Origin of the sequence: Colwellia sp. BRX8-4 (genome assembly GCF_014077345.1) — a bacterium.
In the GTDB taxonomy this organism is placed as follows: Bacteria; Pseudomonadota; Gammaproteobacteria; order Enterobacterales; family Alteromonadaceae; genus Colwellia_A.
This window is the reverse complement of record NZ_JACGVS010000016.1, coordinates 43,361-69,265: the sequence shown is the minus strand read 5'-3', so window position 1 is coordinate 69,265 and position 25,905 is coordinate 43,361. Positions and strand designations below refer to the sequence as shown.

The following is a 25,905-nucleotide window of genomic DNA, read 5'->3' as shown; positions in this document are numbered from 1 at the left end:
GTTAGCACAAATATAAAGGCCACTTAAGGGCTATTTTTAAATATTCAAAGGTTATCTGTGCTTTCTATTCACTATCATAGCTATGTCTAAACCTAAACCTAATAACCAAATAGTGGCAGGCTCAGGTACGTCAACTGCTCCGCAACCTTGATGTCCAATGATACTGATTGTTGCAGCAAATGTGACGGTACTGCTTACTGAAAAAACACCACCAAAACGGTCATTTATCTGTGCTTTCTATTCACTATCATAGCTATGTCTAAACCTAAACCTAATAACCAAATAGTGGCAGGCTCAGGTATGTCAACTGCTCCGCAACCTTGGTGTCCAATGATACTGATTGTTGCAGCAAATGTGACGGTACTGGTTGCTGAAAAAACACCACCAAAACTCTCATTTATCTGTGCTTTCTATTCACTATCATAAATATACCTAAACCTAATAACCAAATAGTGGCAGGCTCAGGTACGTCAACTGCTCCGCAACCTTGATGTCCAATGATACTATCTGCGGCAAATGTGACGGTACTGGTTGCTGAAAAAACACCACCACAACTGTCACCTATACCTGTTACTAAAGAAATAGCCCCGCCATCAATGGCTCCCTTAGAAAGAATATGACCTCTAACTTCTGCACCTGCCCCAAGTGATGTTAAGCCTGCTGTGCTTTCTCCCAGTACATTCCAAAGAATACTGCTGTTATCGGTGACGTTTAACAATACGACCTTGGAGTCAATGCCAAAGCTTAGATTATTGGCAATATTGAAAACCCAAGAGCCATCCATACCATTACCATCTAAGATCAGTGTTTTTCCTGCGGCAATAGTGAGATAATTAACAGAATTATAAACGCCAGCGACGAGTGACTCATCGTTGTCGCCAAAATCATCCCAATCTAGTTCTTGATCGGTTACCAATGCTTTTAGCTCGGCTTGCACCGTGGTAATTTGATTTTCTTTACTGGTAACAACAGGAGCAGGAGGTGGGGCTTTTGATGAGTCGCTGGTAGCTGGTCCACCATCAATAATAACATTAGCAGCAATGGTTGCCGTAGTTCCGGCATCAACATTTTGATGAATATGTGACCCCGCAGCTATGGTCACTGTGGTTCCTGCTACAACATTCCCCATAACCTCTGCATTTTGCTCTAATGTTACTGTGCTTCCTGCTTCAATATTTCCCTCAACATACACACCGGCGCCGAAGGTTGCTGTGGTACCCGTTTGAACCTTACCGATAACGTTTACATTGGCGCCTAGCGTTGCGGTAGTGCTCGCTTCTATATAGCCATTGACAATAACATTATCGCTTAGGGTTGCTGTAGAGCCAGCCTCAATATTGCCACCAACTTGGCCATTGGCCGCTAATGTTATTGTGGTGAGGGCCTGCATATTACCATGAGTAATCACACCATCAGCCATTGTTATCGTACCGTTAGCATAGACTGATAGATCATTGAGGTCTGAATCTAACAGAGGGTGAAAACTTGCGTTTGCACTAGAAACTAAGATTATCGTTAAGATAAATAAGAGGTGTGTGAGGCGCTGCATAGTAGACTCCATGTCATATATCTCAAAATTACAGACGAAAAAACTTAATCCATAAGTTGTATACTTTACACAATATATAATAGGAGGGAGCAGGGTATTTGTACAATAAATGCACGCTTAATTGTAAATATAGTTACCTTTAGTTGTTAAGTTACTGTAAATTTTGTTTATTTTTTTTCTAATTTATCAAATAATTGTTGAGCCAATTGATGTTCTTCAAAATCATCGGGTAAAGCTATTAATTTAATTAATACTTTTTTTGCCTCATGGATACGTTGCAACTTTGCTAGGGCATAAGCAATATGGTATTGAATATCTGGGCTAGTGGAAGATAAGCTGAATGCCTGCCTTAAGTAAGATAGACCCAAATCTAACTCTTCAGATAAAACCAATGCCCAGCCAATAGTATCTATAATGGAAGGCATTCTAGGGTCAAGGTTCAAAGCTTGTTTAGCGGTTTCTATTGCCATAGTAAAGTTCTTATCTCTAATATAAATAGTCGCTAAATTATTCAGTGCTAACGCTCTTTTTGTTGGTGGTATATTATTTTTAAGCAGTATTTGATATTGTTTTTTTGCTTTTTCAAAGTGTTTATTTTCTAGCAAATGATCCGCCAACAAATGACGATGCAATAACAATTGAGGATATTCAGTGATAAGGTTATTTAATTCGGCAATAAATTTTTCTGACAAAGAGGCTGTTTTACTGATTTGATATAACTTACTTAAAGCCGTTAAATTAGTATGATCTTGACTAACCGCCTTTAAGTATGAATTAAAAGCTTGAGGCTTATTATTGCCAGCATTATAAATATCGCCTTGTAAAATAGTAAGCTCGACATTGTCTTTAGGTATTCTTTGTTGAGTTTGTGCAAGTAACTCAATGGCTTCGTTAATTTTATTTAATTGAATTTTAATCTTAATAAGTTCAATAACAATGGGTAATGAATTAGGCGCAAATTTAAAGGCTTTTTCCCGACTATACTCTGCGCCAGCAAAGTCTTCTACTTTTAGTTGTAGTCGACTTAGTTTCATTAATAGTGGCACATTTTCATCAACCAATCCCGCCAATATATCTAATTTACGTTGAGACTTTTTCGGTTGATCTAATGATAATAATACTTCAGCTTTTTTAAATAAAGCCTGAATGTTTAGTCTGTTATCCCGCAACATTTGGTCAATAACTAACAGTGCATCTTGCCATTGTTGTTCAGCAATATAAATATTCGTTAACTCAGTCAGTGCAACTGTCTTTACTGATGGTATTTTAGCTTGCTGCTCAAGCCCAGCAATAGCCGCCTCTTTATTACCAAGACGATATTCAACTTTGGCAAGTAATAATGCACTTTGATTATTATTTTTATTTTTATTTAGCACATCGCTCAATATCTTTCTTGCTAAGTCTAGTTTGCCAAGATTAAGTTGTAATAATGCATAACTGGTACTGATTTCACTATTTTGTGGCTGCTTTAAATACAATCTTTCTATAATTTTTTGGGCTTGGCTAAATTGTTGTAATTCAATCAATATTTGTGCAGTTATCAAATGATAGCTGACATTCTCTGGATAAGTATCGATTAATGGTGTTATATAATTTAAGCTTTTTTGGAAAGCTCCTACCCTTAATGACAACAGTGACAACGCGTATTGATAACTTTCACCCCCTTTGATATTTGCATCTTCTAATAAAGCAAGCGCTTGCTCAATACGGCCAGAGCCTTCTAGTACATTGGCTGAGAGAATCAACACCGCTTCATCTGTAGGGTAATCAACGCGCAGTTTTGATAAAACAAAATCAGCTTTATAATTTTGGTCAAATTTAAGATATAAACCAGCTAATATCAAGGCGTACTGTTTATTGAATATCAGATCTTTCTCATTCTTTTCGAGTAATAATAAGGCATGTTTTGGTTCTTGCTGTTGCTGGTAAACATCAGCAAGCAGCATAATCTCACTCATTTCAGTTTGAGTAGAGCTTTGACTTAGATATCTTTTGAATTTACTTTCAGCTTGTATCCAATTTTCTTGAGCATAACTGCTCATGGCATCAAGCAATAATAATTGCGGCTGAGAAAGGAGATATGACTCATCAAGCTTAGATAATTGATTACTGAGTTCAACAAGCACTTTTTTTGATAATTCTACTTGGTTAAGCTCTTTTAAAATGAGAGCTTTCATAAATGTTGTTTGAGGGTCATTTTCTGCGGTCTCAAGTACTTTATCAGCAACCTGATTAGCCATGTTAAAGTTTTGAATATCGACATAACAGCCGATTAAAATTCGCAACGTTTCAATATTTTTCGGATTCAGTTCATTCGCTTTAGTTAGGTAGTTAATAGCATCATTAAATTGACCATCACTACGAGCAAGATGACCTTTTAATTGCCAGAGTATTTCGTTATTAGGCGCAATTTTGTTCGCTTTAGTAAGCAGTACCTTAGCGTTGATATTCTTTTTTTGATAAATATAAACCGTTGCTAACCCTAATAATGCGTCAATATTATTGGCATACAGAGTAAGGATACTTTGGTAGGTTATTTTGGCGTTTTCTAGGTCATCTAAGCTAATATAAGCTCGTGCTTTTATTTGGTTATACGCTAACTCTCCTTCTTTTTTTAGCGTCATCTTACTGGCAAATGTTAAGGCTTGATCAAACTTACCTTGATTTAAAATGCTCTCACCAAGTGGAAAAACAATCAAATTATTATCAACACCTTGAGCAAGTAGATCATTGAGTTCTTGCTCAGCAGCAGGGTAAGAATTTTTATCTATTAAAACCTTGGCGAGTAATAATTTGGCCGGTAAATTGCGTTCACTTTGCTGCAAAGCATTTTTTAAATGAATATAAGCTGTTTCAATCTGTCCTTGGTTATAAGCTTGAAGTGCGGCTTCATAATGGTTTTTTTCGCTGTTTGCTGCCATTGCCGCATTTACCATTAACACAGCAGCTATTTGAATAAAGGAGATAATTAATTTCCGTATTTTTTTCATCATGACTTATGGCCTTTATTTTCTTCTAACAACATCTCAAACAACAATGTATTAAAAATAGAAATTTGAATTTTATGACTATTTAAGTCATCAGAAAAACATTAAGTGTTGGCTTTGAAAAATGAACCCGTATTAATTTGCTACGTGCTAATCTAACAATTAGCACGCCAACAGCTAAATTATAACCTTGCTGATTAAAGCTCTGTGGTGAAATAAACGATTACGGAGATTATGAACAATATCCTGTCGTTCATCTTTGTAAAAAGCTGGGCCTGATCACTAGGCCTAAAATTTGATAAACTATGTCTAAGTAATAAACTGCCATTCATTGAGGCTTGATTTCAAGGGCCTCATGGTTACTAGAGCAGAAATGGATTGGTTGAATAGCATTTATGCTACTTATAAACCCCACTTATCCATAATATTTTTATAGGTGCCATCGGCTTTTATTTGTTGTAATGCAGCAGATAAAATAGTCACTGTTTTATCTGCTGTTTTAAGTCCAGTCGCGATGAAAAGATCGCCAGGAAAATCATGTAGTTCAATAAAAGGTTTAATGTCATCTTTGTTAAACCCAATACTCTTCATTTCTCTATCTACTGCAATAAAGTTTGTTAAAATAAAGTCTATTCGTTGTTCAAAGAGCATGCTCCACATATGTTTATAACTAACGGACAAATGTAAATTTTTTTGCTCTAGAAAACCTGTGTTTTTTAAATATTGCTCCGAGTGATAGCCACGGATTGTACCCACGACAAACGACTTTGCCTCTTCAATATTACTAATATTGATATCTTCGCGATTGCGAAGACCCACCAAAAAAGCTTTGCTCTTAAATATTTGACCAACCCACTGGAAAAGATCTTTGCGGTCAGTACTCTTCATTAAAGAGAGCATAAAAATATCTTTATTATTTAAGGCTAAATCATAACTACGTGCAAAAGGTATAAACTCGATTTGAGCAGAAAGCTGAGTTTTAATCATTAAAGCTTCAATAACATCAACTAAAGCTCCAGCCGGTTTGTTATCTGCGCCCATAAAATGAAAGGGGGGTAAATCTTCTGTAACAAATCTCAGTTGCTGAGCATAACTTGCCCATGAGAATACAAACAATAATAGAGCAACAATCGCTTGCTTAATTATATTATTCATATCGGCTTTCTAGCCAATTTTGATTGATGGAAAATTAAGATATTGATACTTACTCTATTGCACAGTGTTTACCTATTAGTATTGTATTAATAATAAAACGAGTGTTATTGCAAGGGAAGATTACGATTTTTTAGTAAATAAGGCAGTAGGTATTTGTCCAAATAGGTTTTTTTGTATCATTAGGGGGCACTACCCTGTTGGCCTGCTATTGAGCTTTGTATTGCTTAGCAGGGGGAATGTGTTGACACTTTTACATTTATTATCAGGTAATTGTTGGCTAAATAAATAAGCGACTGTCTATTTTCTATAGCCGATATTATCGAAAGGTTAACTGGCTGTTAGTCGTTTATATAGTTGTACATAATTGACTTCTAAACTTGAGGTTGTACGCCAAGTTTTGGTTAGGAGACTGTAGGACATGCCTATTTCTGTCACCAAGTGCATATGTGCTAGCGTCGCCATAGTGTTTAATTCAAGTGGTGTTACAAAGGCACGCCAGCTGTGTGTACCTATAGGTAAATAACGCATAATATATTCAGCGCCAAGAATGCCTACTAGGTAGGATTTAATCGTGCGATTTAGCGTTGCCATTACCACACAGCCACCCACTTTGCATAATTGGCTACACTGTTTTACCAAGTCTTTTTGGTTGGGAACATGCTCGATGACTTCCGCATTAATCACCACATCGTAGCGATTTCTATCGCTTATACTGGTATGTTGCGCATGTTCGTGGCGATACTCAATATCAAGTTGAGATTTCACCGCATGGCGTTTTGCTACTTCAATACTTATCTCACTCACGTCTATACCGACCACTGTGGCTCCGGCTTTTGCTAAAGGTTCGCAAACCAGACCTGCGCCGCAGCCAACATCTAAAATTTTTAATCCTTGCAGCGGTGCTATATGATTAGGGTCGCGACCATAGAAGGCGCAAATTTCTGCAATAAAATACGCTACGCGTACTCGATTGAATTCGAGTGCCGTTTTGTATTGACCGTTTGGATCCCACCAACTTTCAGCGAACTTATTAAATTTAGCGATTTCTGCTGGACTAAAATTACCAGCTGGCGTGTGTTTAATGGTATTATTTTTCACTGGACTAAGCTTACTTTTGTCTAACATGGTAGGTATATCCATTTTATTTTTGTTAATTAACACAAGGCACCTTTATGGACAATCAACTGAATGTATTAGGTACAGATTTAGAGTTATGTTGTAGTAATACGGGCTATACCCGAAAAGGGTTTTGTTTTGTGCCCGAAGTTGACTTTGGTAACCACAGTGTCTGCGCAATTATGACCGACGATTTTCTACAGTTCTCAAAATTACAAGGCAATGATCTGATCAGCCCTAATTCTCAATATAATTTTCCTGGCTTAAAAGCGGGTGATAAATGGTGTTTATGCGCTGTTCGTTGGTATCACGCTATTGCAGCCAATGTTGCTCCACCTATTGTGCTTGAGGCAACCAACCAAAAAGCACTAACAGTGGTCTCATTAGATGTTTTAAAGGCCCATGAATATCAGCGTTAAGGCGTTACTCTTGTTGATAAAATAACGAACAACACCGATACCACTGTTTAGGTCGAGTTAGCGACTTAATAATCAAGGTCGTATAGCAGAGATACCAATAACATCATTATAATTTTTTTATCTCTTGGCGAAGTGTGGTGTTGCTATCGGTGACGATTTTCTCCAGTACGATCACTCTTTCAACCAGTATAGCTAATTTCTCTTGTGTTGCTCTGGCGGTATGACTATTAGTTTCTTTTTGTAACGCTAATAATTGTTGATTGGCTGCTGATTTGTAACGAAAGTAATGGCGAACCAAGATAATTATTAATACCGGTGATGTCAGTATTATCATGACTAAAAATAATTCAAACATAGCTAATTCCCTTTAAATACTTTGAGTGGTTAATGTCGCTTTTGTACTTGTGGCCGATTGATTTTTCCACAAGTTTAAAAAGGTTATTTCACGCTTTTTACCACGGCAAACAAGCAGATGAATGTAAAGCAAAGTTAAAAAAATTGAGCTTGCTTTAAATATATTGCCCGCTAAGTCTCCCGCTGCACCACCTGACATGCCAAATATTCCGTAAGCTGCATTCATGAAAATATGCATCCATAAAGGGAACCAAATTCGATAACCAGATTCACAAAATAACCATGCAAACCAAGTACCGGCTACCGAAGTTATTGCGAAAGCTGCAAAGGCTGACATTAGGTCATGCCCTTGATATATATGCCCAAAACCAAAGATAACAGAACTAAATAAGGCAGCAGGTATAAATCCTAAGTGGCAATATCGAAATAAAACGCCAAACAATACCGCTCTAAAAAGAATTTCTTCGAACACCCCCGCGTATACCGAGCCAACCATTATCCCTGATAGGGCAAGGTTCAACTCGCTACTTAAATAGGCGTAACCGATTGTCATCGGCAAGCAACAGGCAACCGCCGCTAAAAAATAATGTTGAAATCCTGCTATTTTTAGACCTAAAATCTCAGTTAAATCAACGTCCTTAAATAGTAAGCTTGCCACTAACACTAAGGGACTATATATAAAGAGGTAGCTCGCGGGTGTTAATAAAAGGTGGGATTGATTATCTAGTGCCAGTAAAGCTTCACTCCAAGTATCTCCCCAAAAGTATTTCATTATATAGCGACAGAATATAAAGGTAGTGATCATTATTAGTGTTTTAATTTTGTTATTCATATTTACCTGCTTAACTAAAGTTTAAATTTCAAATTAAGCATGACTAACACTCAATTGAATATCCATAAATTAGGGGTAAGCTAATAAAAAAGGTATTACTAACAATATATTGGGATGATTAACAAGCTTTTGGGACTAATGACAAGGCTTGTTTTATTGTCTCTACATAAGAACGAGATACGGGGATAGTAACATCAAGGGGTTTCATCATTAATTTCAAACCGCCAGCATTGCCGGTGCTAAGTTCTACTAAGGCTAGGTTTACAGCATAAGATCGATGGCAGCGCATCACCGTTGAGTCAACAGGAAGTTGTTTTAAGATACTGATCAGTGAACTGCGTAATAATTGATAGCTAACGTTGTTATCTTTAATAATGACTAACTCACAGTAATTGTCAGCGGATTTTATAAATAACAGCTGTGATAAAGCTACTTGTAATTTGTCGCCTTTATTATCACCGGTTAAGGTTAATGGCTGAGTTGATATTCGCTCGCTATTAATAACATTTTCATTTTGTTGATTCGTTGCATTGTCAGTTTCGATAACTTGTCTTGGTAAAGCCGTTTTCTGCGCATGGCGATTGACAAGATACATAAAAATGATTGGAAACAGTCCAATAGCAAAAGTATATAAAATAAACAGTAATTGGTTTTGCCAATGCCAGGAGCCAAGAATAGCCACGACAAAGTAGCTGTGATTAAAGGCCGAAACTATAGCAATGTATAAACAAGGTATGATGATCAAACGTAATATGTTGTTAATCTTCAGGCGAGTTGAAGCTATTTCTAATGCTCCAGAGAGTAATAGCGCGCAAAAGGTTACCAAGCCATACCCGGAAAGTCGTAAGAATTTGAAGGGAATAGTATGGTTGTTGGTGCCAAAAGGCTGGAATACAAATAAAACGAATAAGGTAACTGTGGAGAAAAGTACCGCACGCTGTAAAACTACTTTTCTGGATGCAAAATCATCCTTCAACCACAGGCTCATTATTTAAAATCTTTTGAATATACAATGGATAAGAAAAGTAACATATATTAACCGTTAGTTGCTGATATTTTTAAAATTAATAGCACTAAAATTATCAATGAAGCCTTTGTAGTTAATTAACTCTTATAACGGGATATTGCCACTCACTGATTATTTTATCAATCTTTCCCGTTATCTTCAGTTGATTAATTGCATAGCGTAACTGTTCAATTATATAGGGTGATGTTTTTTTATTACAGGCAAAATAATAGTCTAAGGGCTTTGTATTTAGTTGGTAAACATTTTCAAATAAATTAGGGTTTAAATTATTAAATTGAGCGCGATACCTAATGGTATATCCATCGGCTAAAATCAAATCGATACTTTTACGCTTAACTAACAGCATTAATAATGAATGAGTATTATTAACGACAGTTAAATTGAGACCTTCTGTAAAGCCTTCTTTCACTAAAAGTTGGTGGGTAACATCGTCACGGATCACGGCAATCATATGTTTTTTTGCATCTTCTAATGAAGTAATACTTAGCTTTCGTGCAGTTAAACCGATAAAAGAAATATTACGCTCGGCGATGGTATTTACCCAAATAAATTGCTCTTCACGTGCTGGGGTTCGGGCAATAGAATAAATACAGGTGTTTTCTTTATTCAAAGCCATATTAAGTGATCTCGCCCACGGATAGACATTGATATTGAATGTGTACGGTGTACTCGACAGCGCCGAAGAGACTATTTCTGTGGCGAATCCCATTACTTTATTGGGTGTATCTATTTGAAAAGGGGGCAGGTGCTCGGTTACGATTTCAATATGAGGCTGAAAAGTAATCTCTTGTGAGCTTGTTGATAGCGTAAAAAAGCAAAGAAACAAGGTTAAGTATTTGATTTTATTGTAGGTGGTCACTATAGGGTTAATCTTCCTTGATTTATAGATAAAAAAGATTAACACTAAAATTGCTGAAAAACCACTCAACAAAGTCGCAGCGAGAACTTACTGAGTGTTTTACATGATGGTCTTTCTCTATACATGACTGCAAGTTTTGGTGTGGCTGATTTTAATGCTCAAATGAATGAATTAGAAGATCTGATAAAACTTGCTGATGTGGTTTTATATAAAGCTAAAAACAGTGGGCGAACTATCGCTTGTTAGATGCAAGAAACACCTAAAGAAAATGACAACGAAGCAGTAAATATTATCCATACAGTAAACTAGAATCACCATAACCCCGCTATTTTATTATCTTAGTTAGCCTGACAAACATTATTTATATTAAAACCGACCTTTTAAAGATTTAACGTTAACTTTTTGTTAATATTGTTGCTTAGCGTTATATTACTTTTTTTGTAAAGGGTGATAAAATTTCAACATAACAAATCAATGAACAAAGAAAAGTTACACTTTATTTTTCGTTCATCCCCTTTTTGCTCATTATATATCGCCACTTAAAACGGTTAAACCAGATAGTCGTTTTCGTTAAGGTATTTTAATGACCAAAAAATATATTTATAAAGGAATATATGTGAAAAAGTTAATAACGATTGTTTTATTTATTTTATCTGTTCAAGGATGTGGAGGAGGTTCTAGTAGTGACAGCACTAAAACTAATGGTACGAGCACCAATGTGGCCGTTGTTCCTCTTGATTATAAAAGTATTAAATATAAAAATGAAATATCAAACAAATATAACGCTGTTTTTAGAGGGGGGATCACTTTAAAAATTCCTCTTAGTTGGTATCAAGAACAAAGCCTTGATCCAGAGCCTCTTGTACTTAGTACTTTTTATTCCGAAGGTACTTCTCCTAAAGTTATTACTATCGTAAAAACTGACAGTTTTATTCAAAGTAGGCAAGGACTATCAAACATAAGTGAAGTCTCTTCTAAGCCCATTAACTTTTCGAGCTTTGAGGGAACAGAGGTTATATTTACGGCGAATATTGACGATGTTGCGTTAAAGTTTATGCAAAGTTATGTGGAAGTGAACTCCGTTTACTATTCTATTTTCTTTTTTTCGGAAGCCCAAGAGTTTGATCGGTATATCGAAGTTTCTCGCTATATTGCCCGGACTTCGCACCTGAGTATATTAACGCATGAGACTACCGAGATAAGTGTAACAAAGGCAGATGATGATTTTTTATTGTTGATTTGTGAACCATCAGTACAGAATTCTAATGAATATCAGCTCTATGGCAAAATTATGTCGCAGGAGCTCACTTTTAGTGAACAATTTTTAATTGATGATAAATCTTTAGGTTGTTTAAATGTCAATGCTAAATACAGTCAAGGTTCATATCTCGTTGTATATGGCGCTGATTATAATGATCGACACCTTGTTGCTAAAAGAGTCTCAAAAACGGGAGTGGTTTTAGATGATGTTCGTATTCCAGTATCATTTTATAGTAAATACATAGATTTATATTTAGAACGAGAGTTTTCACTTAGTAATAACAACAAAGAAATAAACATTCTTTTTGATGATGATAAATATTTAGTTACTTGGCGCTGGAAAACAGGAAATAGCAGTGAACATATCATGGGGCGTTACATTGATACTTCGGGTGTCACTTCAGAGATATTTTCTATTCATGAATATGTAGACGGTCTTATTGATAATACGATTAAAGCGGCTATTAGTAACAATCAAATTTTAGTTTCTTGGTCAACTAAAGAGTCGAATAATGATGATTTCCCTATAGTTACCTATGGAAAATTTATTAATGATATTGATATTGATATTGATATTGACGTTGTCAGGAAAATTGAACCTTCAATCATAGATGAAAATAATGTAAATACTGCACGATTCCAAGATTTAACCCCCATCGATAATGGCTTTGTTTTCTCATGGGTACAAGGGGGATATTGTAGTACATGTGAAGGTTTGAGTGACGAGGCAATTAAAGCCAGAATAATTAGCCGTGATGGTTTGCTAACAGATGTAAAGGTATCTTCTAACGTCATAACTGTCGCAGAGCAAACTACTTCTGGAGGCTCTAGCATTGGTGAAGCAGGAGATAGAAGTTATTTTAATATTCAAAACTTAGATAATAAGTTACTTTTCTCTTGGATCACCGGGGGAGCATTTGAAGAAACTATTTATTACATGGTTAGTGATCAAAGCCTAACTGAAATGTCAGATATTACGATCAGAAATAAAAAAATAGGTTACATGCCTAGCTTAGCTGAAATAAAAGTCACTTATTCTGAAGATAGGTTGTTTATCTTTCAGACTGCCTATAAAGGTACGGCTGTTTGGGCTGAAAATAAACCAAGTCAGTAGATTAAATAAAAATAGACAGTTGAATCGTTTCGGTTGCAATATCGGTCGTTTATTGTCAAATAGTTCACTGACAATAGCCTTTAAAACCTGTGGTTATAGTACTTAATCGATACGATATAGCTAGGTTATTTTAAGACGTTGTTGGGGATTGTTGAATTTAAAACTGCCCGATACGGGCAGTTTTATTTAGTTAGTAAAGGTTAAAAACTGATAGTTAATGACTGGGCTATCAGGTAAATATCTATAATTAATGGCTTCAAAGAGTCGGTTTGCTTGCCGACATCTAAACCATTAGGTTAATACTATTTTAGTTTTATTTTTACTTAACGCCGTAACACCAGAACCAATAACTAAGATCACTGCACCGACAATACTGGTAGTATTGAGTGGTTCGTTTGTAATCGCTCCTGGAGAAATATAATTAATGATCTGCATAAAAATTAAGGTCAATAACGGCGTTATGGCTAATGTTGCGCTAACACGAGACGCTTCCCAATGTTCAAGAGCTTCTGCAAAAGCGCCATAAGCCAAAAGCGTATTTGCCCCACAAAAAATCAACAGTAACCAGCCTATAGTATCTAGTTCAAACACTAAAGACGGGGCCGACAACGGTAAAAACACCAAGGTTCCCGCTAAATAAATCAGTATCATAATTTCTTCAGAGGCAAAATTTTTCAACAGTTGCTTTTGTGCTAAGGCATAAATAGCCCAAAGAATTGCCGCAAGAATAATAAAGAAAAGGCCAAGAGCATAGTTACCCTGAAAACTAAATAATTGTTCAAATCGCTGATTAAAAAATAATACCAGTCCTAAGATAAAGGTTAACAAGCCCACTTTTTGTTTGGTATTAAACGACTCTTTAAAAACACAAACACCACCAATAAGTAATAACATCGGTGCTATTTGAATCATGACCTGTGTGCTTTCTGGTGATGTTAAGGCCAAGCCCATCATATAGAGAATGTAGTTTGCTAATAAACCAAAGACGGTAAGTATCATTAACACCAGGACTCTATTGTTCTTAAGTGATGATAATGAAGGTAAGCGTTTGGTGATAACTAAGTATCCGCCCAAAAATACGGCCGCAATAAGAAAACGAAACCAAGTAATGGTATTTACGTCCATATATTGCAATAGCTCTTTGAGCGCAATCGGTAAAACGCCCCATAATATTGCCGTAGTAAGGGATAAAAACAACCCCAGTTGCCATCGACCACTAATTTCATGCATAGGAAAAGCTCAGCTTAAAATGCCACATTGAGCATTTCTTTAAAAGTGAGATATTATCCATAAACTGTTTGAAAAATACTATCGTTATTAACGCTAGTATTGTGTTTTATCAGAGATAAAAGCGAAAGTTATCTTATAAGCAGCAATTAAAGCCATCAGCTTTAACAAAGAGGGCGTTTGAGTGGAATTACCCATAAATATCATAGATGAATTGAAAATGGTTAAACTGAGCTTAAAAGAATACTGGTCTCACTGTTAAGTACACCTTCTATTGTTCTAACATCTCGCAGTACGTGGTCAAACTCGAGTAAATTTGATGTTTTAACCTCAGCCACTAAATCCCAAGTACCGTTAGTTGTGTGAATCTTATCAAGTTGGGCAATACCACGCAGTTTATTAATCACTTGTGTGGTCGACCTACCGACAACTTCTATCATCATTATAGCTTTAACGACTTCAGTTTCTAACTCATCATGAGCTCGAATCGTGAATCCTAAAATAGCGCCAGAATTAATCAGTCGATCCATTCTATTTTGTACTGTGCCACGCGAGACGTGGAGTGACTTTGCCAACTTAGAAATAGAGGCCCTAGCATCAAGGCGTAAAATAGCGATGAGCTCTTTATCAATAGCATCGTAAAGAAATATCCGCTTCTTCAGGTTCTTGTTATCGGTCATACTCGGCTCCAAATTATCATTTTGACAATAAAACTAAACAATATGATAAATATTTACTCAATAATTGCAACATATTGCCATTTTGATTGGCACCTTCAGCAGATAGTATAGGGTTCAGTTAAATAACAGCTTTGTATAGCGCTCTGCTTTATCTGCCAAGAGAGAAATTATGATAAAGCATAAAATACAAGGTAACAGAGAGAAATTATGCCAGTATTTCCACAAGCACCAAATGCGGTCGTGATGATCCGCCCACATCACTTTTTTCCTAACGAAGAAACAAAGCAAGACAATAGCTTTCAGTCAACAGAGCTTGTAAACCAAGAGCAAATTAAAACCCTCGCTTTTGATCAAGTAACTAGCGCAGCAACCATACTTGCAGCAGAAGGGGTTGTTGTTCACCTCTTTGAAGATGAAGGACTTGAAACACCCGATTCAGTATTTCCTAATAATTGGTTTTCAACACATAGTGGTGGTCAAGTCGCAATTTACCCTATGTATGCAAAAAATCGCCGCAAGGAACGCCGCACAGACATTATCGCCATGCTTAAACAACAATATCGTGTGCAAGTCGTTTTTGATTATTCTGGATTAGAATATGATGATATTTACTTAGAGGGTACTGGTGCTATGGTGCTAGACCATATTGAACGCATTGCTTATGCGGTTAGTTCAAAAAGAACAGATTCACATGTCCTTGAACGCTTTTGCGCTCACTTTAATTTTGAACCTATGGTTTTCGATGCTCAAGACAAAAAGGGCACTCGTGTTTACCATACCAATGTATTAATGTGTATTGGCAGTGATTTTGTCATGGCCGGCTTTGAAATGATGACCAACCCTAAACGCCGAGATGAAATTATTAAGCGCTTTGAAAATGCAGGTAAAAAAATTATTTATTTAACTGAGCAGCAAATCAATCAATTTTGCGGTAATGCACTCGAATTGCAAGGGACTTCAGGGCGCATACTTGCGCTTTCGTTAACTGCCTATAACGCATTAACACCACAGCAAATAACCTTGCTAGAAGAAACAGTGAAATTGGTTCCTCTGAATGTCTCTGCCATTGAAATGGCTGGTGGCTCAGTACGTTGCATGTTGGCAGGGGTTCACTTGTCAAAAAGATAATTTATTGATTAACGCTTGAGTCAAAAAAATTAAGCATATAATTTAAAAAAGTATCGTACTATACTGAAAATTAAAGAGTAAATAAGGCAAGTAAATGGTTAATGAGATTGTAAGCGCTATCAACAATATCCTTTGGGGCCAAGGCCAAATATTAATTTACTTGTTACTTTTTGCCGGATTTTGGTTTTCGTTCAAACTTCGCTGGATACAGATACTGCAATTCAAATATATGTTTACGGTGATGAAAGGCAGTACGCAATCTGACAAGTCAGGTATTAGTTCTTTTCAAGCTTTATGTACGGGGCTTTCGGCGCGAGTTGGTACGGGTAATTTAGCGGGTGTTGCCATGGCTATTTCGCTGGGTGGCAGTGGCGCGGTATTTTGGATGTGGGTCATTGCATTATTGGGTATGGCGACCGGCTTTGCTGAAAGTGTTCTTGGCCAGTTATATAAAGTGCGAGATGAACATAAAGAATTCAGGGGCGGCCCAGCTTATTATATTCGGGCAGGACTCAACAAACCTTGGCTGGCTATTCTTTTTTCGCTTTGTCTCTTTTTAGGCTACGGTCTTACTTTTAGTGCAATGCAAGCCAACACCATCGCAGATGCATTAAACAATACTTTTACTATTCCTCGTGAATATTCAGGCGTAGTTATTGCGGTACTCGCCGGCAGTATCGTTGTAGGTGGTATGCGCAGTATTGCTCGATTTGCCGAACTTACTGTACCTTTTATGGGGTTAGCCTTTGTCGGGACAGCGGTCGTTATTACCTTGATGAACATTCAACTTTTACCCTCAATGTTTGTCGATATATTTTATTCAGCTTTTGGTTTAAATGAAGCGGGTGCCGGCGCTTTAGGTGCAGCTATTAAGAATGGCATTCAACGAGGCTTATATTCAAATGAGGCTGGAGCAGGTAGTGTGCCTCATGCAGCCGCAGGCGCTTCACCTGTTCCTAATCATCCTGTTGCTCAGGGTTATGTACAAATGCTAGGGGTTTTCTTAGATACCATGGTGCTTTGTAGTTGCACAGCAGTAGTTATTTTGTTGTCAGATATTAATATCAGTGGCGAAATGGAAGGTATTCGAATGACACAAGATGCGATGACGAGCCATTTTGGTAGTGGTGGAAACTATTTTGTTGCCGCCGCGATTACCTTATTCGCTTTCACCTCTGTGGTTGCTAATTATGCTTATGCAGAGAGTAATTTACATTTATTTAAACTAGACAATAAAGTAGGGCGACTCTTTTATACCAGCATTTATTTATTTATGGTGTTTTGGGGAGCAACGGCTTCGTTGAAAGAAGTGTGGGGATTAGCAGATATGGCACTAGGATTAATGACGTTGGTGAATATCTACGCCATTATTTTACTGACCCCAACCGTATTGAATTTAACTAAAGACTTTCGCGAGAAACTCAAAGAAAATGGTAAGCCTACTTTTTTACTTGATGATGTCGAAATACAAGGCAAAACAGAGCCCGGTGTCTGGACAGCGAATAAAGCCAAAGAAACGTTATAAGTGCTTTGATATATAAAAAGCCGCTAAAAGATTTTAGGCGCTTGTTTTATGGCGCTATAGGTTATAGACAATAGGGATTCATTGACGGCTTATTATGAACACCATGGATTTAAACGACGACAAAATATAACATACTGCAAAAAACTATTAGCATAGTTATTTTGAGCTTAGTTACTTTGTGAAATAATATGTAATAAGCGATGGACTCAAAACGTCTATCGTTAAGTGTGCTTTAAATCCCCATAAACAGTAATTCTCGTCATATGTAGACTTTTTCAATAATATTATAAGTTTTATTCAAGTACTCGATAGGTTTGCGTATAACTTCTGGAAGCATTTAGATGTTTGTATCCAATAATTTTCTTAAATTTTTATAATGGATGTCCAAGTTATGAAAGCTAAAATCTAGGGGAAGGGAATTTTAGACATAAAAAAACCGCAATTAAGCGGTTTCTTATCATAAACGGTGGTTTGTTTATCGCCAAATCTAAAAGTTACTAGGTATAACTAATGGATTAAAAAGGTCTTTATTTGGTGGGCGGGGGTCATCTGTATTTGTATTGTAATATACTGTTATTGTTCGTTTTACTTCATTCTTGTTGTTCTTCTTGGTACTAATCAAGGTACTAAAAACAAATGTCAAAAATTATTTATAGAGACAGCCATAACAACCTTACTTTAATCTACTACATCTTTAACCTTACTAAATGTTCTTCGTATTTCTTTAGCACTTGACCACATAACTCTGATTTCTCTGGATTATTCCAAATACCTTTGTTCTATCATTTATAATACCTATGATGCTAATACCTGCGCACTTTTTTCGTTGTAAGGTTAAGGGTAACTTCAGCATTAATAGGCTTTAGATTGATTATTTATTATTGCGCATTTGTTTTTTGCGCAATTTTTTTGAACAGTTAAGCCTTAACAAGAGGAACGATGACTTTCTCATAAAACTATTCTTACAATATTTTAGAGAAGAAATCTTAAGGCTCCCCCATTGGTGTATTTTGTACACAACGCATCATTATTGCTTTATTGAAGGGACTTTAACTCAATACGTAATTTCTTTAGTTCGTTGATTGATAAAAAAGAAACGGATATATTGATCAAATTTGATGAAGGGAAGGTGTTTGATGAGGAAGTCTTTATTATTTTTAATGTTGGTAATAATTAGTACAAACATTTATGCAAAGTCAGGATTTGAAATGCCTAACGTTTTAGAGTCTGCAAATGAAAAGGATTACATAAATATTGAATCAAAATATACAACATCTAAGAATAGGCAGGTTATTTTGTTTAAAATGTTTGCTAACAAAAAGGCTCTTTATATTGACGCGCCTATTGACTCGGAACTAGTTGAGATAGTTAGTAATTTACTTAGATTTGAAAAAATAGAATATGTATATTTAAATAGCTTTGGCGGCATGGTTAACGATGGGATCGATCTTGGAATGCTTTTTAGAACAAATAATATTACGACCGTCATTGACCGTAATAAGGATTGCCATAGCTCTTGCTTCATCTCTTATTTAGGAGGGGTTAAAAGGTTAATTCATACGTCAGGTGTGTCTTCTATAAGGCTGACTTCTCATACTCCTTTTATATTAAATGGTACCATTAAAGAATACGCGAGTTTAGAAAGTGATTTTGGTCGTAAAGTATGCGATTACATTGAAAGAGTTTCTAATAATGGGAAGCGTATATGCTTTGATATGTTTTCTGCTAAAGGTGAAGCTACTTACTCTATCAGTAAATTAAAGAATGTAGGTATAGTTACTGATTTTATGGCGTATCATATTCAATCTCAAATCGCCGAATTTGAAGTACCAAAAGACAAAAAGAGTCAATGGTTTTCATCATGTTTTAAAGCCAAGAAAGATTTTTCTAGCTCTTACGGAGCCTGTGATGCCCAATATCAACCTTGTATGCTTCAATGGTATCAAGACTATAGTTGGCCTGAATATCAAAAATGTATTGAGCCTTATGGCATTCCATATAGCGAGGGTAGCTTCATTGGCACACCTTCAGGTTGGGTAGAGATTAAGCTTAAGAAGAAACTAGAGATAGTTGGTCATATATTCTAAAAGAGCATGTACGTTAAAACTTGATTGGAATATGTGATTTAAATTGAAATATGGTGTGGCAATTTATTTGTTCTCGTAAAATATCGTGGTTTTGCTATCCCACCACTACCATTTAGCAATGTAGCCATATATACCAAAGGCTACATCTGGTACACGTTCTAAAAATAGCTATACCATTTCAATTTATTACCCTTACCACCACTACCTTATTATTATGTATTATTCATTTATTGGTATAGGTTGGGGTACAGGTTTGGTATAGGTAATATAAAAGGCAGTACCATCAATAGCCCTTATATATGGGGTTCTCAGAGTGTTGGTATAGATGGTATAGCAAATAGACACATTAGATATATTAGCTCAAACTTGAACTATCACTTTGGCTTTATAGGTTTTGATCAAGATTGACAGTCGGGAAGCAAAAAAATAACGGTCGTTCGTCATAAAACTGCTAATGCTAACTTTGTGCGCATTGTAGACGTTAGTTATTGTTATGTTAACGTCAGTTGTTCCGACATTACAGACGTTAGAGTTAACAATTGCTATAGAGTTTATACTTCCTTAAGTAGCGATATCCCTCTTACTTGAGTATATTGAAGGTCGGTTATATAGATGGGTAAAATATGAAGCGAAAACCAAATGGATATTGGACACTGGAAAAGTGCAATGAGGAGGCTCAAAAATATAATCATAAAGTACATTTTCTTAAATCTTCTGCCAGCGCATATCGGATAGCCCAAAGAAATGGTTGGCTAGATGATATTTGCCGTCATATGTTTCGGCTTATAAAGCCCAACTTCTTCTGGACAAAAGAGCGCTGTAGCAAAGAGGCACTTAAGTATACATCACGAAACGAATTCCACTTGAAATTAGATGCAGCTTATAGAACCGCCCAGAAAAAGGGGTGGCTAGAAGAAATATGCGCCCATATGGAGTATGTGACATTACCTAGGAATTATTGGAACAAAGAGCGCTGCGCCATCGAGGCCGGAAAATATGAGAGTCGTTCTCAGTTTGAAAAAGGCTGTAGTAGCGCTTATGCGTCTGCACAGTTAAACAACTGGATCGACGAAGTGTGCTCTCATATGAAAATACAGGAGCATGGGTGGCTTCATTGCATATACGTAATTGAAAATAAAAGACTAAACAAAGCATACGTTGGTCTCACCCGTCAACAATTTGAAACTAGAGCCAAACAACACAAAAGTGACAAGAATACGACAAACTCGGCATTAATTACTCTTGAAAAAGACACAGAGTATATACAGTTAACTCCATATATTTATGATGCAAAAACAATTGCGCTTAAAGAGCAAGAGTTTGTAGATGACTATAATGCTAGAGGCTTTATAGTTCTCAATAGCGAAATACAAATAGGAAAAATTGGCTCTAGAAATACTTGGAACAAAAAAAAATGTCGAAAAGAGGCTCTGAAATTCACGACAACCACAGATTTTATAAAAGGTTCAAACGGGGCATATATCTCTGCAAAAAAATATGGTTGGTTTGATGAAATTACAGAGCATTTAGAGGTAACAAATACACCTAATGGCTATTGGACAAAAGAACGTTGTCATTTAGAGGCTCTTAAGTTTGAGACTAGAGGTGAGTTTAGATCCAATTCAAATGCTTACCAAAGAGCAAGAGAACGCGGGTGGCTTGATGAAATTTGTTTGCACATGAAAGATACGAGGAAGCCTTTGTCGTTTTGGACTGATGAGCAGTGTGCTATGGAAGCAATGAAATATACAAGTAGAGGTGATTTTGAAAAAGGTTCGAGTAGTGCTTATTCTGTCGCTAGAGAAAACGGTTGGATGGATATTATTTGTGCTCATATGACATCAACCAAAAAATCAAAAGGATACTGGACAATAGATCGTTGCCATGAAGAAGCTCTTAAATACAAAGTTAAGGTAGATTTTAAAAATAAATCGGGAGGGGCATATACTGCGGCTAGAAAAAAAGGTTGGATGGATGAAGTTTGTTCACACATGATGTCGCTTCAAAAACCAAGCGGGTATTGGACAAAAGAACGCTGTCAGCAAGAAGCCCTTAGATACAAAGTTAAGGAAGATTTTAGAAAAGAATCAGGTGGAGCTTATAGTGCGGCCATAAAAAATGGTTGGCTAGAAGAGGTCTGCTCACACATAAAGTCTCAACGAGTTCCTCGTGGTTATTGGGGGAGTAAAGAAAGATGTGCTGAAGAAGCATTAAAGTATCCATCAAAATATCAGTTCAAAGCTGGTAATCGAGGTGCATACTCGTCGGCTCGTAAAAATGGTTGGCTAGATGAAATATGTCAGCATATGAACTGAATAAGATTTTATTCTTGGTACTGCATTTATCTTTAATATCAATGTTTATAGTGGTCAACCAACTTTGGCTACGGATTTGTATACAAGCCATCTCATTTCTATGACTCATTTTTTTCTAGCAAAGAATTAAAGGCAAAAATAAAGGCGACTTAACGCTATACTAAACTTTAATGTTTTTGTTCTTAACAAATTCAATTACTGATTCCAAATCACCGAAAGTGCCTAAAAGCATTTTCATGGCATGCATCCTCACTTGCTCGTCTTCATCTCTATCCAGAGTGCACCAAGTTTTAATTAATACGTTAGGGGGATTTAACTGCTGTTTTTTAACCTCTTTATGATTACTCATAATAATTCCATTTATTGAGACTCCACACATAAAAAATAGTAAAAATTTATCGTTTCTGCAATGGTGTTCAACCAAAAAGCCCTCTAGGAATGAACATTGAACTTATTCTATTTTCTTGTATTGCTAACAACTTTATTAATTAGCTCGGCGGATGCTCATAAAGTCCCTAGTTCATGGACTAAGACTAAGCAGACCCTAAGGGATAAAGTGTATTTTGACCACTCAGTCACTAAATACTGCAGTTGTCCTTACGAATCTAAAGGTACGATCGGCGGTGTTGTTGATACTGAGTCCTGCGAGTATGAAGGTTCTCATGAAAAATATAACAATGCTATTAACGTGCTTGATTGAGAGCATGTAGTACCCATGAAAAACACCTGTAATAATACGATAAGGATTTGAAAATAAAGAGTATTGTGTTACTTTATTCAACAATCAAGTAGATGGGAGTTAGTGAAACGTCTACATAACAAGCTGTTGCATTACAAAAAATGGAGATGTATGTTGCCACTTCTTTTATTATCTGGGCCTGCAAGTATCGTACAAGCTAATAACATTGGTTCATTAGATTTAGGCCCAACTAAGGATGGTGAATTGTATGTTCATCAAGAAAGTGAAGATCATCGTTTATTCATTCATGGAAATTTTGAGGGATTCCATGCTTACGCATTGGTTACTCATACAAAATTTAAAATCAATAAAGACAGTGTAAAACTTCTAAGTGAGTCTTCATTTAATGCTGAATTGATTTTTGAGAATGATAGTGGTGAAGAATTATCACAAATAGTTGAATTCAACTCACCTTTGGTACCATTATCCGGTGTGTCTGCTTGTAAATATGGTAGAGATTTTGACAGTTTTGAATTTTCATTTTCTAATGGTGCAGCAAATCAAAAATTCCCATGTGATTTGGTTTATGTAACACACTACTCAAGAAACCTAGATTATTCTATTCCGCTCTGTATTGAATACATTGGTATGGCAGCGAAAAATGGTAGGACTGCACAAGACAGATTAGGTGAGGGGCATGACAAGCTCCAAACCATATTAGCTAAACTCAATGCACGAGATCAGTTTAAAAGTGCCTCAATTATTCTTTATAAGCCAGGTGAACTTGAGAGTGAAGGCATAACTTTTGAGCAAGTTGTTGAAACGTTAGAAGCTAGCATTATTCAGCACTTTAAACCTAAACCACTTAATGTCGAGCATTTAAATTTCCCTAATAATAAGACCAAATTAACGTCTATCTTAAAAAAAATAGGTGCAAACGAAATTGGTGTTAAATTGGAAAGCCCAGAAAATACATTATTGTATTCGAAGCACAAACCAGACAAATTAGAAGAGCATTTTATTCATATTAAAGTACCGTAATGCTATCAAGCCAATTAAGCAGGACTAAAAATAGTTTGCTCGGTTTCGCTTCGATACACAATTTAGCAAAAAAATTTTAGACACCTATTGGGTCTAAGCCTCAGGGGATTTACCGTGGCAATAAGTTTAAAAACTCAAAAAATGTTATGGGGTAGAGCTGCGAGTCGCTGTGCTTTTGCTAGCTGCAAGACTGAACTAGTAATGGATGCAACAGAAACAGACGATGAATCGTTAGTCGGTGAGGCTTGTCATATAATTGCGCGAAGTGTTGATGGCCCTAGGGGTGAGTCAGATTTATCGTCAGAACAAAGAGACAAATACGGTAATCTACTTTTGCTTTGTAATGTTCACCATAAGGTTATTGATGATCAACCAGGCGAGTATACGGTTGAAAAGCTGAAAGCCATCAAGCAAGAGCATGAAAGCTGGGTTAAGCAACAGCTTAAAATATTTGATGCAAGCAAGCAGAGAGATGATGAGATATACGCCACTTATATAGATAAGTTTGAGTCTTTGATAGACACCGAAAACTGGAATGCATGGACCAGTTATTTGTTATCAAACGGTCAGCCATCGATTTGGAAAACCAATAAAGACAATCTAGAAGAGCTAAGGCTTTGGTTACTAAATAGAGTTTGGCCCAAAAGGTATAAAACGATTGAATTAGCCTTTGAGAACTTTAGGAGAGTATTGCAGGACTTCTTAAATAAGTTTGACCAGCATGCTATCGAATGGGGAGATGACCAATATTTAACTGAAAAATTTTATAAAAATTATTCTGGTCCATTTGATCAAAGCCGTTATGACTCCATTTTTATTGATTGGGAGTATCATTGCTATTTAGTGGAAGATCTGACTTTAGAGCTAAATAGAGCTGCGAACTATATATTTGATAAAGTTCGAGATGAGCTTTCTCACAGCTACCGTCTGAGCGAAGGGATACTTTTAGTCACATCAGGTCCACACATGGATTTGTCATTTAAAACACATAGAGTAGAGTATCGAGGGACGGAACGTACAGAAATTCCCTATGGAGGTCTAAAAGATTTTGAAGAACATTTGAGATTTCAAAGAGACCTTTATTTTGGTGAAAAGGCTTAACAAGGCCTTTAAACGGAACAAAAGTAGCTGGCTTTGTGTCGTACATCAACAAGTGTAGCAAACTATTTTTTTCCGCATAAGGCGGCTTTATGTGTAAAGAATGCTTGGGAGTTGAGTAACCTCCTTCCAACAACCGTCCGGTCGGGTTGCTACCACCAGAATGACCGGTTTTAAACCTAAATCTGGTAGCAAAGTCTGAGCCGTCTCTTTCCCGATCCATCATGAGACTGAGGCATTGTTAAAGGAGTGTCTATGACAAATACTACTTTGGCGGGTTCAGCAAACTTGCATCTAAACCTAGGTGCATTTGGTGTATTATTTGGAGTTCTTGCAACTTCATTTAGTCCTATCGCTGCATTCGTGTTAGCGCTAGTTGCATCTTATGTCTTAGCTAAGTTGTAATGTTTAGGTGTGTATTCAGTTAGGCTGGCACACCGCCCTTATTTACACTATAAGCTGTTTGAAAAGGACAAAATACAGTTGGCTTTTGCTCCTGTGTCGCTAATTTTAACCAACTATTTTTGCCTCTTATTGAGGCGTTGAGGTTGTAGAATAACTATTTTAGCCAAAACAGCTGATTTTTTGTGCTCCTATATCGCACTGTAGAGAATTAACTCGATATAGGTAATGCATTTAGTATCCCTATTTTATAGGGGAATTCATAATAAACGAGTTATTCTACAGCCTCGTTAAGTTACTTAATCTTTGTTGGAGTATATTTTGGCTGTCGAGAAATTTATTGTATGGGGACTAGAGGCTAAAGATGTAATCTCAATAGGTGCTTTAGCTGTAGCATTTTTAGCTCTATTTATTACCCCATTTATAAATAGTAAAAACTCTAAGAGGCAAACAATTGCACCAATGAGACAGGCATGGATAAATAGCCTTCGAGATAAGATTTCGGGTGTATTAGCAATCATTTCAATAGACAGGCTGAATTATTGCCCATCAACACACTGGGATGGAGATAAAAAAGAAAAAGCAAACAAAAGAGATTTAGAAAACTATGAAAAGTTAATGCTCTTAGAGTCATCCATTAGTTTGCATATTAACTCTAATGAACCTGAACATATCAAACTTGTGGACTTAATATCCCTTGTTATTAAAGAGTACCACGACTCTTCTGTATCAGACAAAAACAAGTCTAACTTGCTTGAATTAAGCCAAAAAGTACTAAAGGATGAATGGGAAGCTACTAAGAACACTTAACTATAAGTAGTTCAAAAAGACTAAAAACAGTTGGCTATTGCTCGTGCATCGCTGATTTAAGCCTCTTAATGAGGCATTGGTACAAAATCTAATCTAAACGCAACAATTCAAGTTTCTGCATAATGTCGGCTTTGTGGCAAAAGTGAATGCTTAAATCCGATTGACCCCACAGCTTATCGCTTCCTGTCAGGTTTAGTTAACTTTGATATTAATAAGCGTCAAAGCAAGTTTTGAGCTACTA

General features: G+C 36.4%; 23 protein-coding genes and 1 pseudogene. 11 read left to right on the top strand and 13 right to left on the bottom strand.

Going from position 1 to position 25,905, the window contains the following annotated elements; all coding sequences use genetic code 11:
• Window positions 1-51 precede the first annotated feature (51 nt).
• The 6 genes from H4J56_RS20020 to ubiG all read right to left on the bottom strand — a co-directional run bounded on the left by H4J56_RS20020 (window position 52) and on the right by ubiG (window position 6,852).
• Window positions 52-159: a PEP-CTERM sorting domain-containing protein gene (locus H4J56_RS20020; protein WP_404842525.1), complete on the bottom strand. Its 108-nt coding sequence runs from the start codon at window positions 157-159 to the stop codon at window positions 52-54.
• Between the two features lie 65 nt (window positions 160-224).
• Window positions 225-302 (bottom strand): PEP-CTERM sorting domain-containing protein, encoded by a 78-nt coding sequence (locus tag H4J56_RS20015; RefSeq protein WP_404842524.1) that lies wholly within the window; start codon window positions 300-302, stop codon window positions 225-227.
• Window positions 303-397: 95 nt separating this feature from the next.
• Window positions 398-1,549, bottom strand: coding sequence for an ice-binding family protein (locus H4J56_RS13945; RefSeq protein WP_182259500.1), 1,152 nt, complete (start codon window positions 1,547-1,549; stop codon window positions 398-400).
• Window positions 1,550-1,716: 167 nt separating this feature from the next.
• Window positions 1,717-4,542 (bottom strand): XrtA/PEP-CTERM system TPR-repeat protein PrsT, encoded by a 2,826-nt coding sequence (prsT, locus tag H4J56_RS13940; protein WP_182259499.1) that lies wholly within the window; start codon window positions 4,540-4,542, stop codon window positions 1,717-1,719.
• A gap of 396 nt (window positions 4,543-4,938) precedes the next feature.
• Window positions 4,939-5,691, bottom strand: a complete 753-nt coding sequence (locus tag H4J56_RS13935; protein ID WP_182259498.1) for an ABC transporter substrate-binding protein — start codon at window positions 5,689-5,691, stop codon at window positions 4,939-4,941.
• Between the two features lie 327 nt (window positions 5,692-6,018).
• A complete protein-coding gene (gene ubiG, locus H4J56_RS13930) occupies window positions 6,019-6,852 on the bottom strand; it encodes a bifunctional 2-polyprenyl-6-hydroxyphenol methylase/3-demethylubiquinol 3-O-methyltransferase UbiG (protein ID WP_310733841.1) in 834 nt (277 codons plus the stop codon).
• Between the two features lie 11 nt (window positions 6,853-6,863).
• Between ubiG and H4J56_RS13925 the strand changes: the two genes are divergently transcribed.
• Complete coding sequence (locus H4J56_RS13925; protein ID WP_182169595.1) at window positions 6,864-7,226, top strand: DUF2237 family protein; 363 nt, start codon at window positions 6,864-6,866, stop codon at window positions 7,224-7,226.
• Between the two features lie 106 nt (window positions 7,227-7,332).
• Here the strand turns inward: H4J56_RS13925 and H4J56_RS13920 are convergent, their stop codons facing one another.
• From H4J56_RS13920 to H4J56_RS13905, 4 genes are all read right to left on the bottom strand, one after another.
• Window positions 7,333-7,581 (bottom strand): hypothetical protein, encoded by a 249-nt coding sequence (locus tag H4J56_RS13920; RefSeq protein WP_182214078.1) that lies wholly within the window; start codon window positions 7,579-7,581, stop codon window positions 7,333-7,335.
• A gap of 12 nt (window positions 7,582-7,593) precedes the next feature.
• Window positions 7,594-8,412: a CPBP family intramembrane glutamic endopeptidase gene (locus H4J56_RS13915; RefSeq protein WP_182259497.1), complete on the bottom strand. Its 819-nt coding sequence runs from the start codon at window positions 8,410-8,412 to the stop codon at window positions 7,594-7,596.
• A 118-nt stretch (window positions 8,413-8,530) separates the two neighbouring features.
• Window positions 8,531-9,400, bottom strand: a complete 870-nt coding sequence (locus H4J56_RS13910) for a LytTR family DNA-binding domain-containing protein (RefSeq protein ID WP_182230824.1) — start codon at window positions 9,398-9,400, stop codon at window positions 8,531-8,533.
• 112 nt (window positions 9,401-9,512) lie between these two features.
• Window positions 9,513-10,298 carry an ABC transporter substrate-binding protein gene (locus H4J56_RS13905; RefSeq protein ID WP_182230825.1) on the bottom strand — a complete coding sequence of 262 codons (786 nt, stop codon included), beginning with the start codon at window positions 10,296-10,298 and terminating at the stop codon, window positions 9,513-9,515.
• A gap of 78 nt (window positions 10,299-10,376) precedes the next feature.
• Between H4J56_RS13905 and H4J56_RS13900 the strand changes: the two are divergent.
• Window positions 10,377-10,544: pseudogene (locus H4J56_RS13900) on the top strand (diguanylate cyclase domain-containing protein); the annotation flags it as partial.
• Between the two features lie 370 nt (window positions 10,545-10,914).
• Window positions 10,915-12,672, top strand: coding sequence for a hypothetical protein (locus tag H4J56_RS13895; RefSeq protein WP_182259496.1), 1,758 nt, complete (start codon window positions 10,915-10,917; stop codon window positions 12,670-12,672).
• Window positions 12,673-12,963: 291 nt separating this feature from the next.
• On the opposite strand, the gene H4J56_RS13890 is transcribed toward H4J56_RS13895, so the two are convergent.
• Window positions 12,964-13,902, bottom strand: a complete 939-nt coding sequence (locus tag H4J56_RS13890; RefSeq protein ID WP_182214069.1) for a DMT family transporter — start codon at window positions 13,900-13,902, stop codon at window positions 12,964-12,966.
• A gap of 221 nt (window positions 13,903-14,123) precedes the next feature.
• Window positions 14,124-14,579 carry an Lrp/AsnC family transcriptional regulator gene (locus tag H4J56_RS13885; protein WP_182259495.1) on the bottom strand — a complete coding sequence of 152 codons (456 nt, stop codon included), beginning with the start codon at window positions 14,577-14,579 and terminating at the stop codon, window positions 14,124-14,126.
• A gap of 207 nt (window positions 14,580-14,786) precedes the next feature.
• Here H4J56_RS13885 and ctlX point away from each other — a divergent pair, with 207 nt between their 5' ends.
• The 4 genes from ctlX to H4J56_RS13865 all read left to right on the top strand — a co-directional run bounded on the left by ctlX (window position 14,787) and on the right by H4J56_RS13865 (window position 21,634).
• On the top strand, window positions 14,787-15,707 hold the full coding sequence (gene ctlX / locus H4J56_RS13880; RefSeq protein WP_182259494.1) for a citrulline utilization hydrolase CtlX: 921 nt from the start codon (window positions 14,787-14,789) through the stop codon (window positions 15,705-15,707).
• A 94-nt stretch (window positions 15,708-15,801) separates the two neighbouring features.
• Window positions 15,802-17,232 (top strand): sodium:alanine symporter family protein, encoded by a 1,431-nt coding sequence (locus H4J56_RS13875; RefSeq protein WP_182259493.1) that lies wholly within the window; start codon window positions 15,802-15,804, stop codon window positions 17,230-17,232.
• Between the two features lie 1,208 nt (window positions 17,233-18,440).
• Window positions 18,441-19,319 carry a hypothetical protein gene (locus tag H4J56_RS13870; RefSeq protein ID WP_182259492.1) on the top strand — a complete coding sequence of 293 codons (879 nt, stop codon included), beginning with the start codon at window positions 18,441-18,443 and terminating at the stop codon, window positions 19,317-19,319.
• 623 nt (window positions 19,320-19,942) lie between these two features.
• Entirely contained in the window at window positions 19,943-21,634 is a 1,692-nt protein-coding gene (locus H4J56_RS13865) for a GIY-YIG nuclease family protein (RefSeq protein WP_182259491.1), read from the top strand.
• 160 nt (window positions 21,635-21,794) lie between these two features.
• Here H4J56_RS13865 and H4J56_RS13860 read toward each other — a convergent pair whose 3' ends face one another.
• Window positions 21,795-21,983 (bottom strand): hypothetical protein, encoded by a 189-nt coding sequence (locus H4J56_RS13860; protein ID WP_182259490.1) that lies wholly within the window; start codon window positions 21,981-21,983, stop codon window positions 21,795-21,797.
• Between the two features lie 501 nt (window positions 21,984-22,484).
• Between H4J56_RS13860 and H4J56_RS13855 the strand changes: the two genes are divergently transcribed.
• From H4J56_RS13855 to H4J56_RS13840, 4 genes are all read left to right on the top strand, one after another.
• Window positions 22,485-23,354, top strand: a complete 870-nt coding sequence (locus H4J56_RS13855; protein WP_182259489.1) for a hypothetical protein — start codon at window positions 22,485-22,487, stop codon at window positions 23,352-23,354.
• Between the two features lie 114 nt (window positions 23,355-23,468).
• On the top strand, window positions 23,469-24,455 hold the full coding sequence (locus tag H4J56_RS13850; RefSeq protein WP_182259488.1) for an HNH endonuclease: 987 nt from the start codon (window positions 23,469-23,471) through the stop codon (window positions 24,453-24,455).
• Window positions 24,456-24,707: 252 nt separating this feature from the next.
• Window positions 24,708-24,857, top strand: coding sequence for a hypothetical protein (locus H4J56_RS13845; protein ID WP_182259487.1), 150 nt, complete (start codon window positions 24,708-24,710; stop codon window positions 24,855-24,857).
• Window positions 24,858-25,175: 318 nt separating this feature from the next.
• Window positions 25,176-25,664, top strand: coding sequence for a hypothetical protein (locus H4J56_RS13840; protein ID WP_182259486.1), 489 nt, complete (start codon window positions 25,176-25,178; stop codon window positions 25,662-25,664).
• Window positions 25,665-25,905 lie beyond the last annotated feature (241 nt).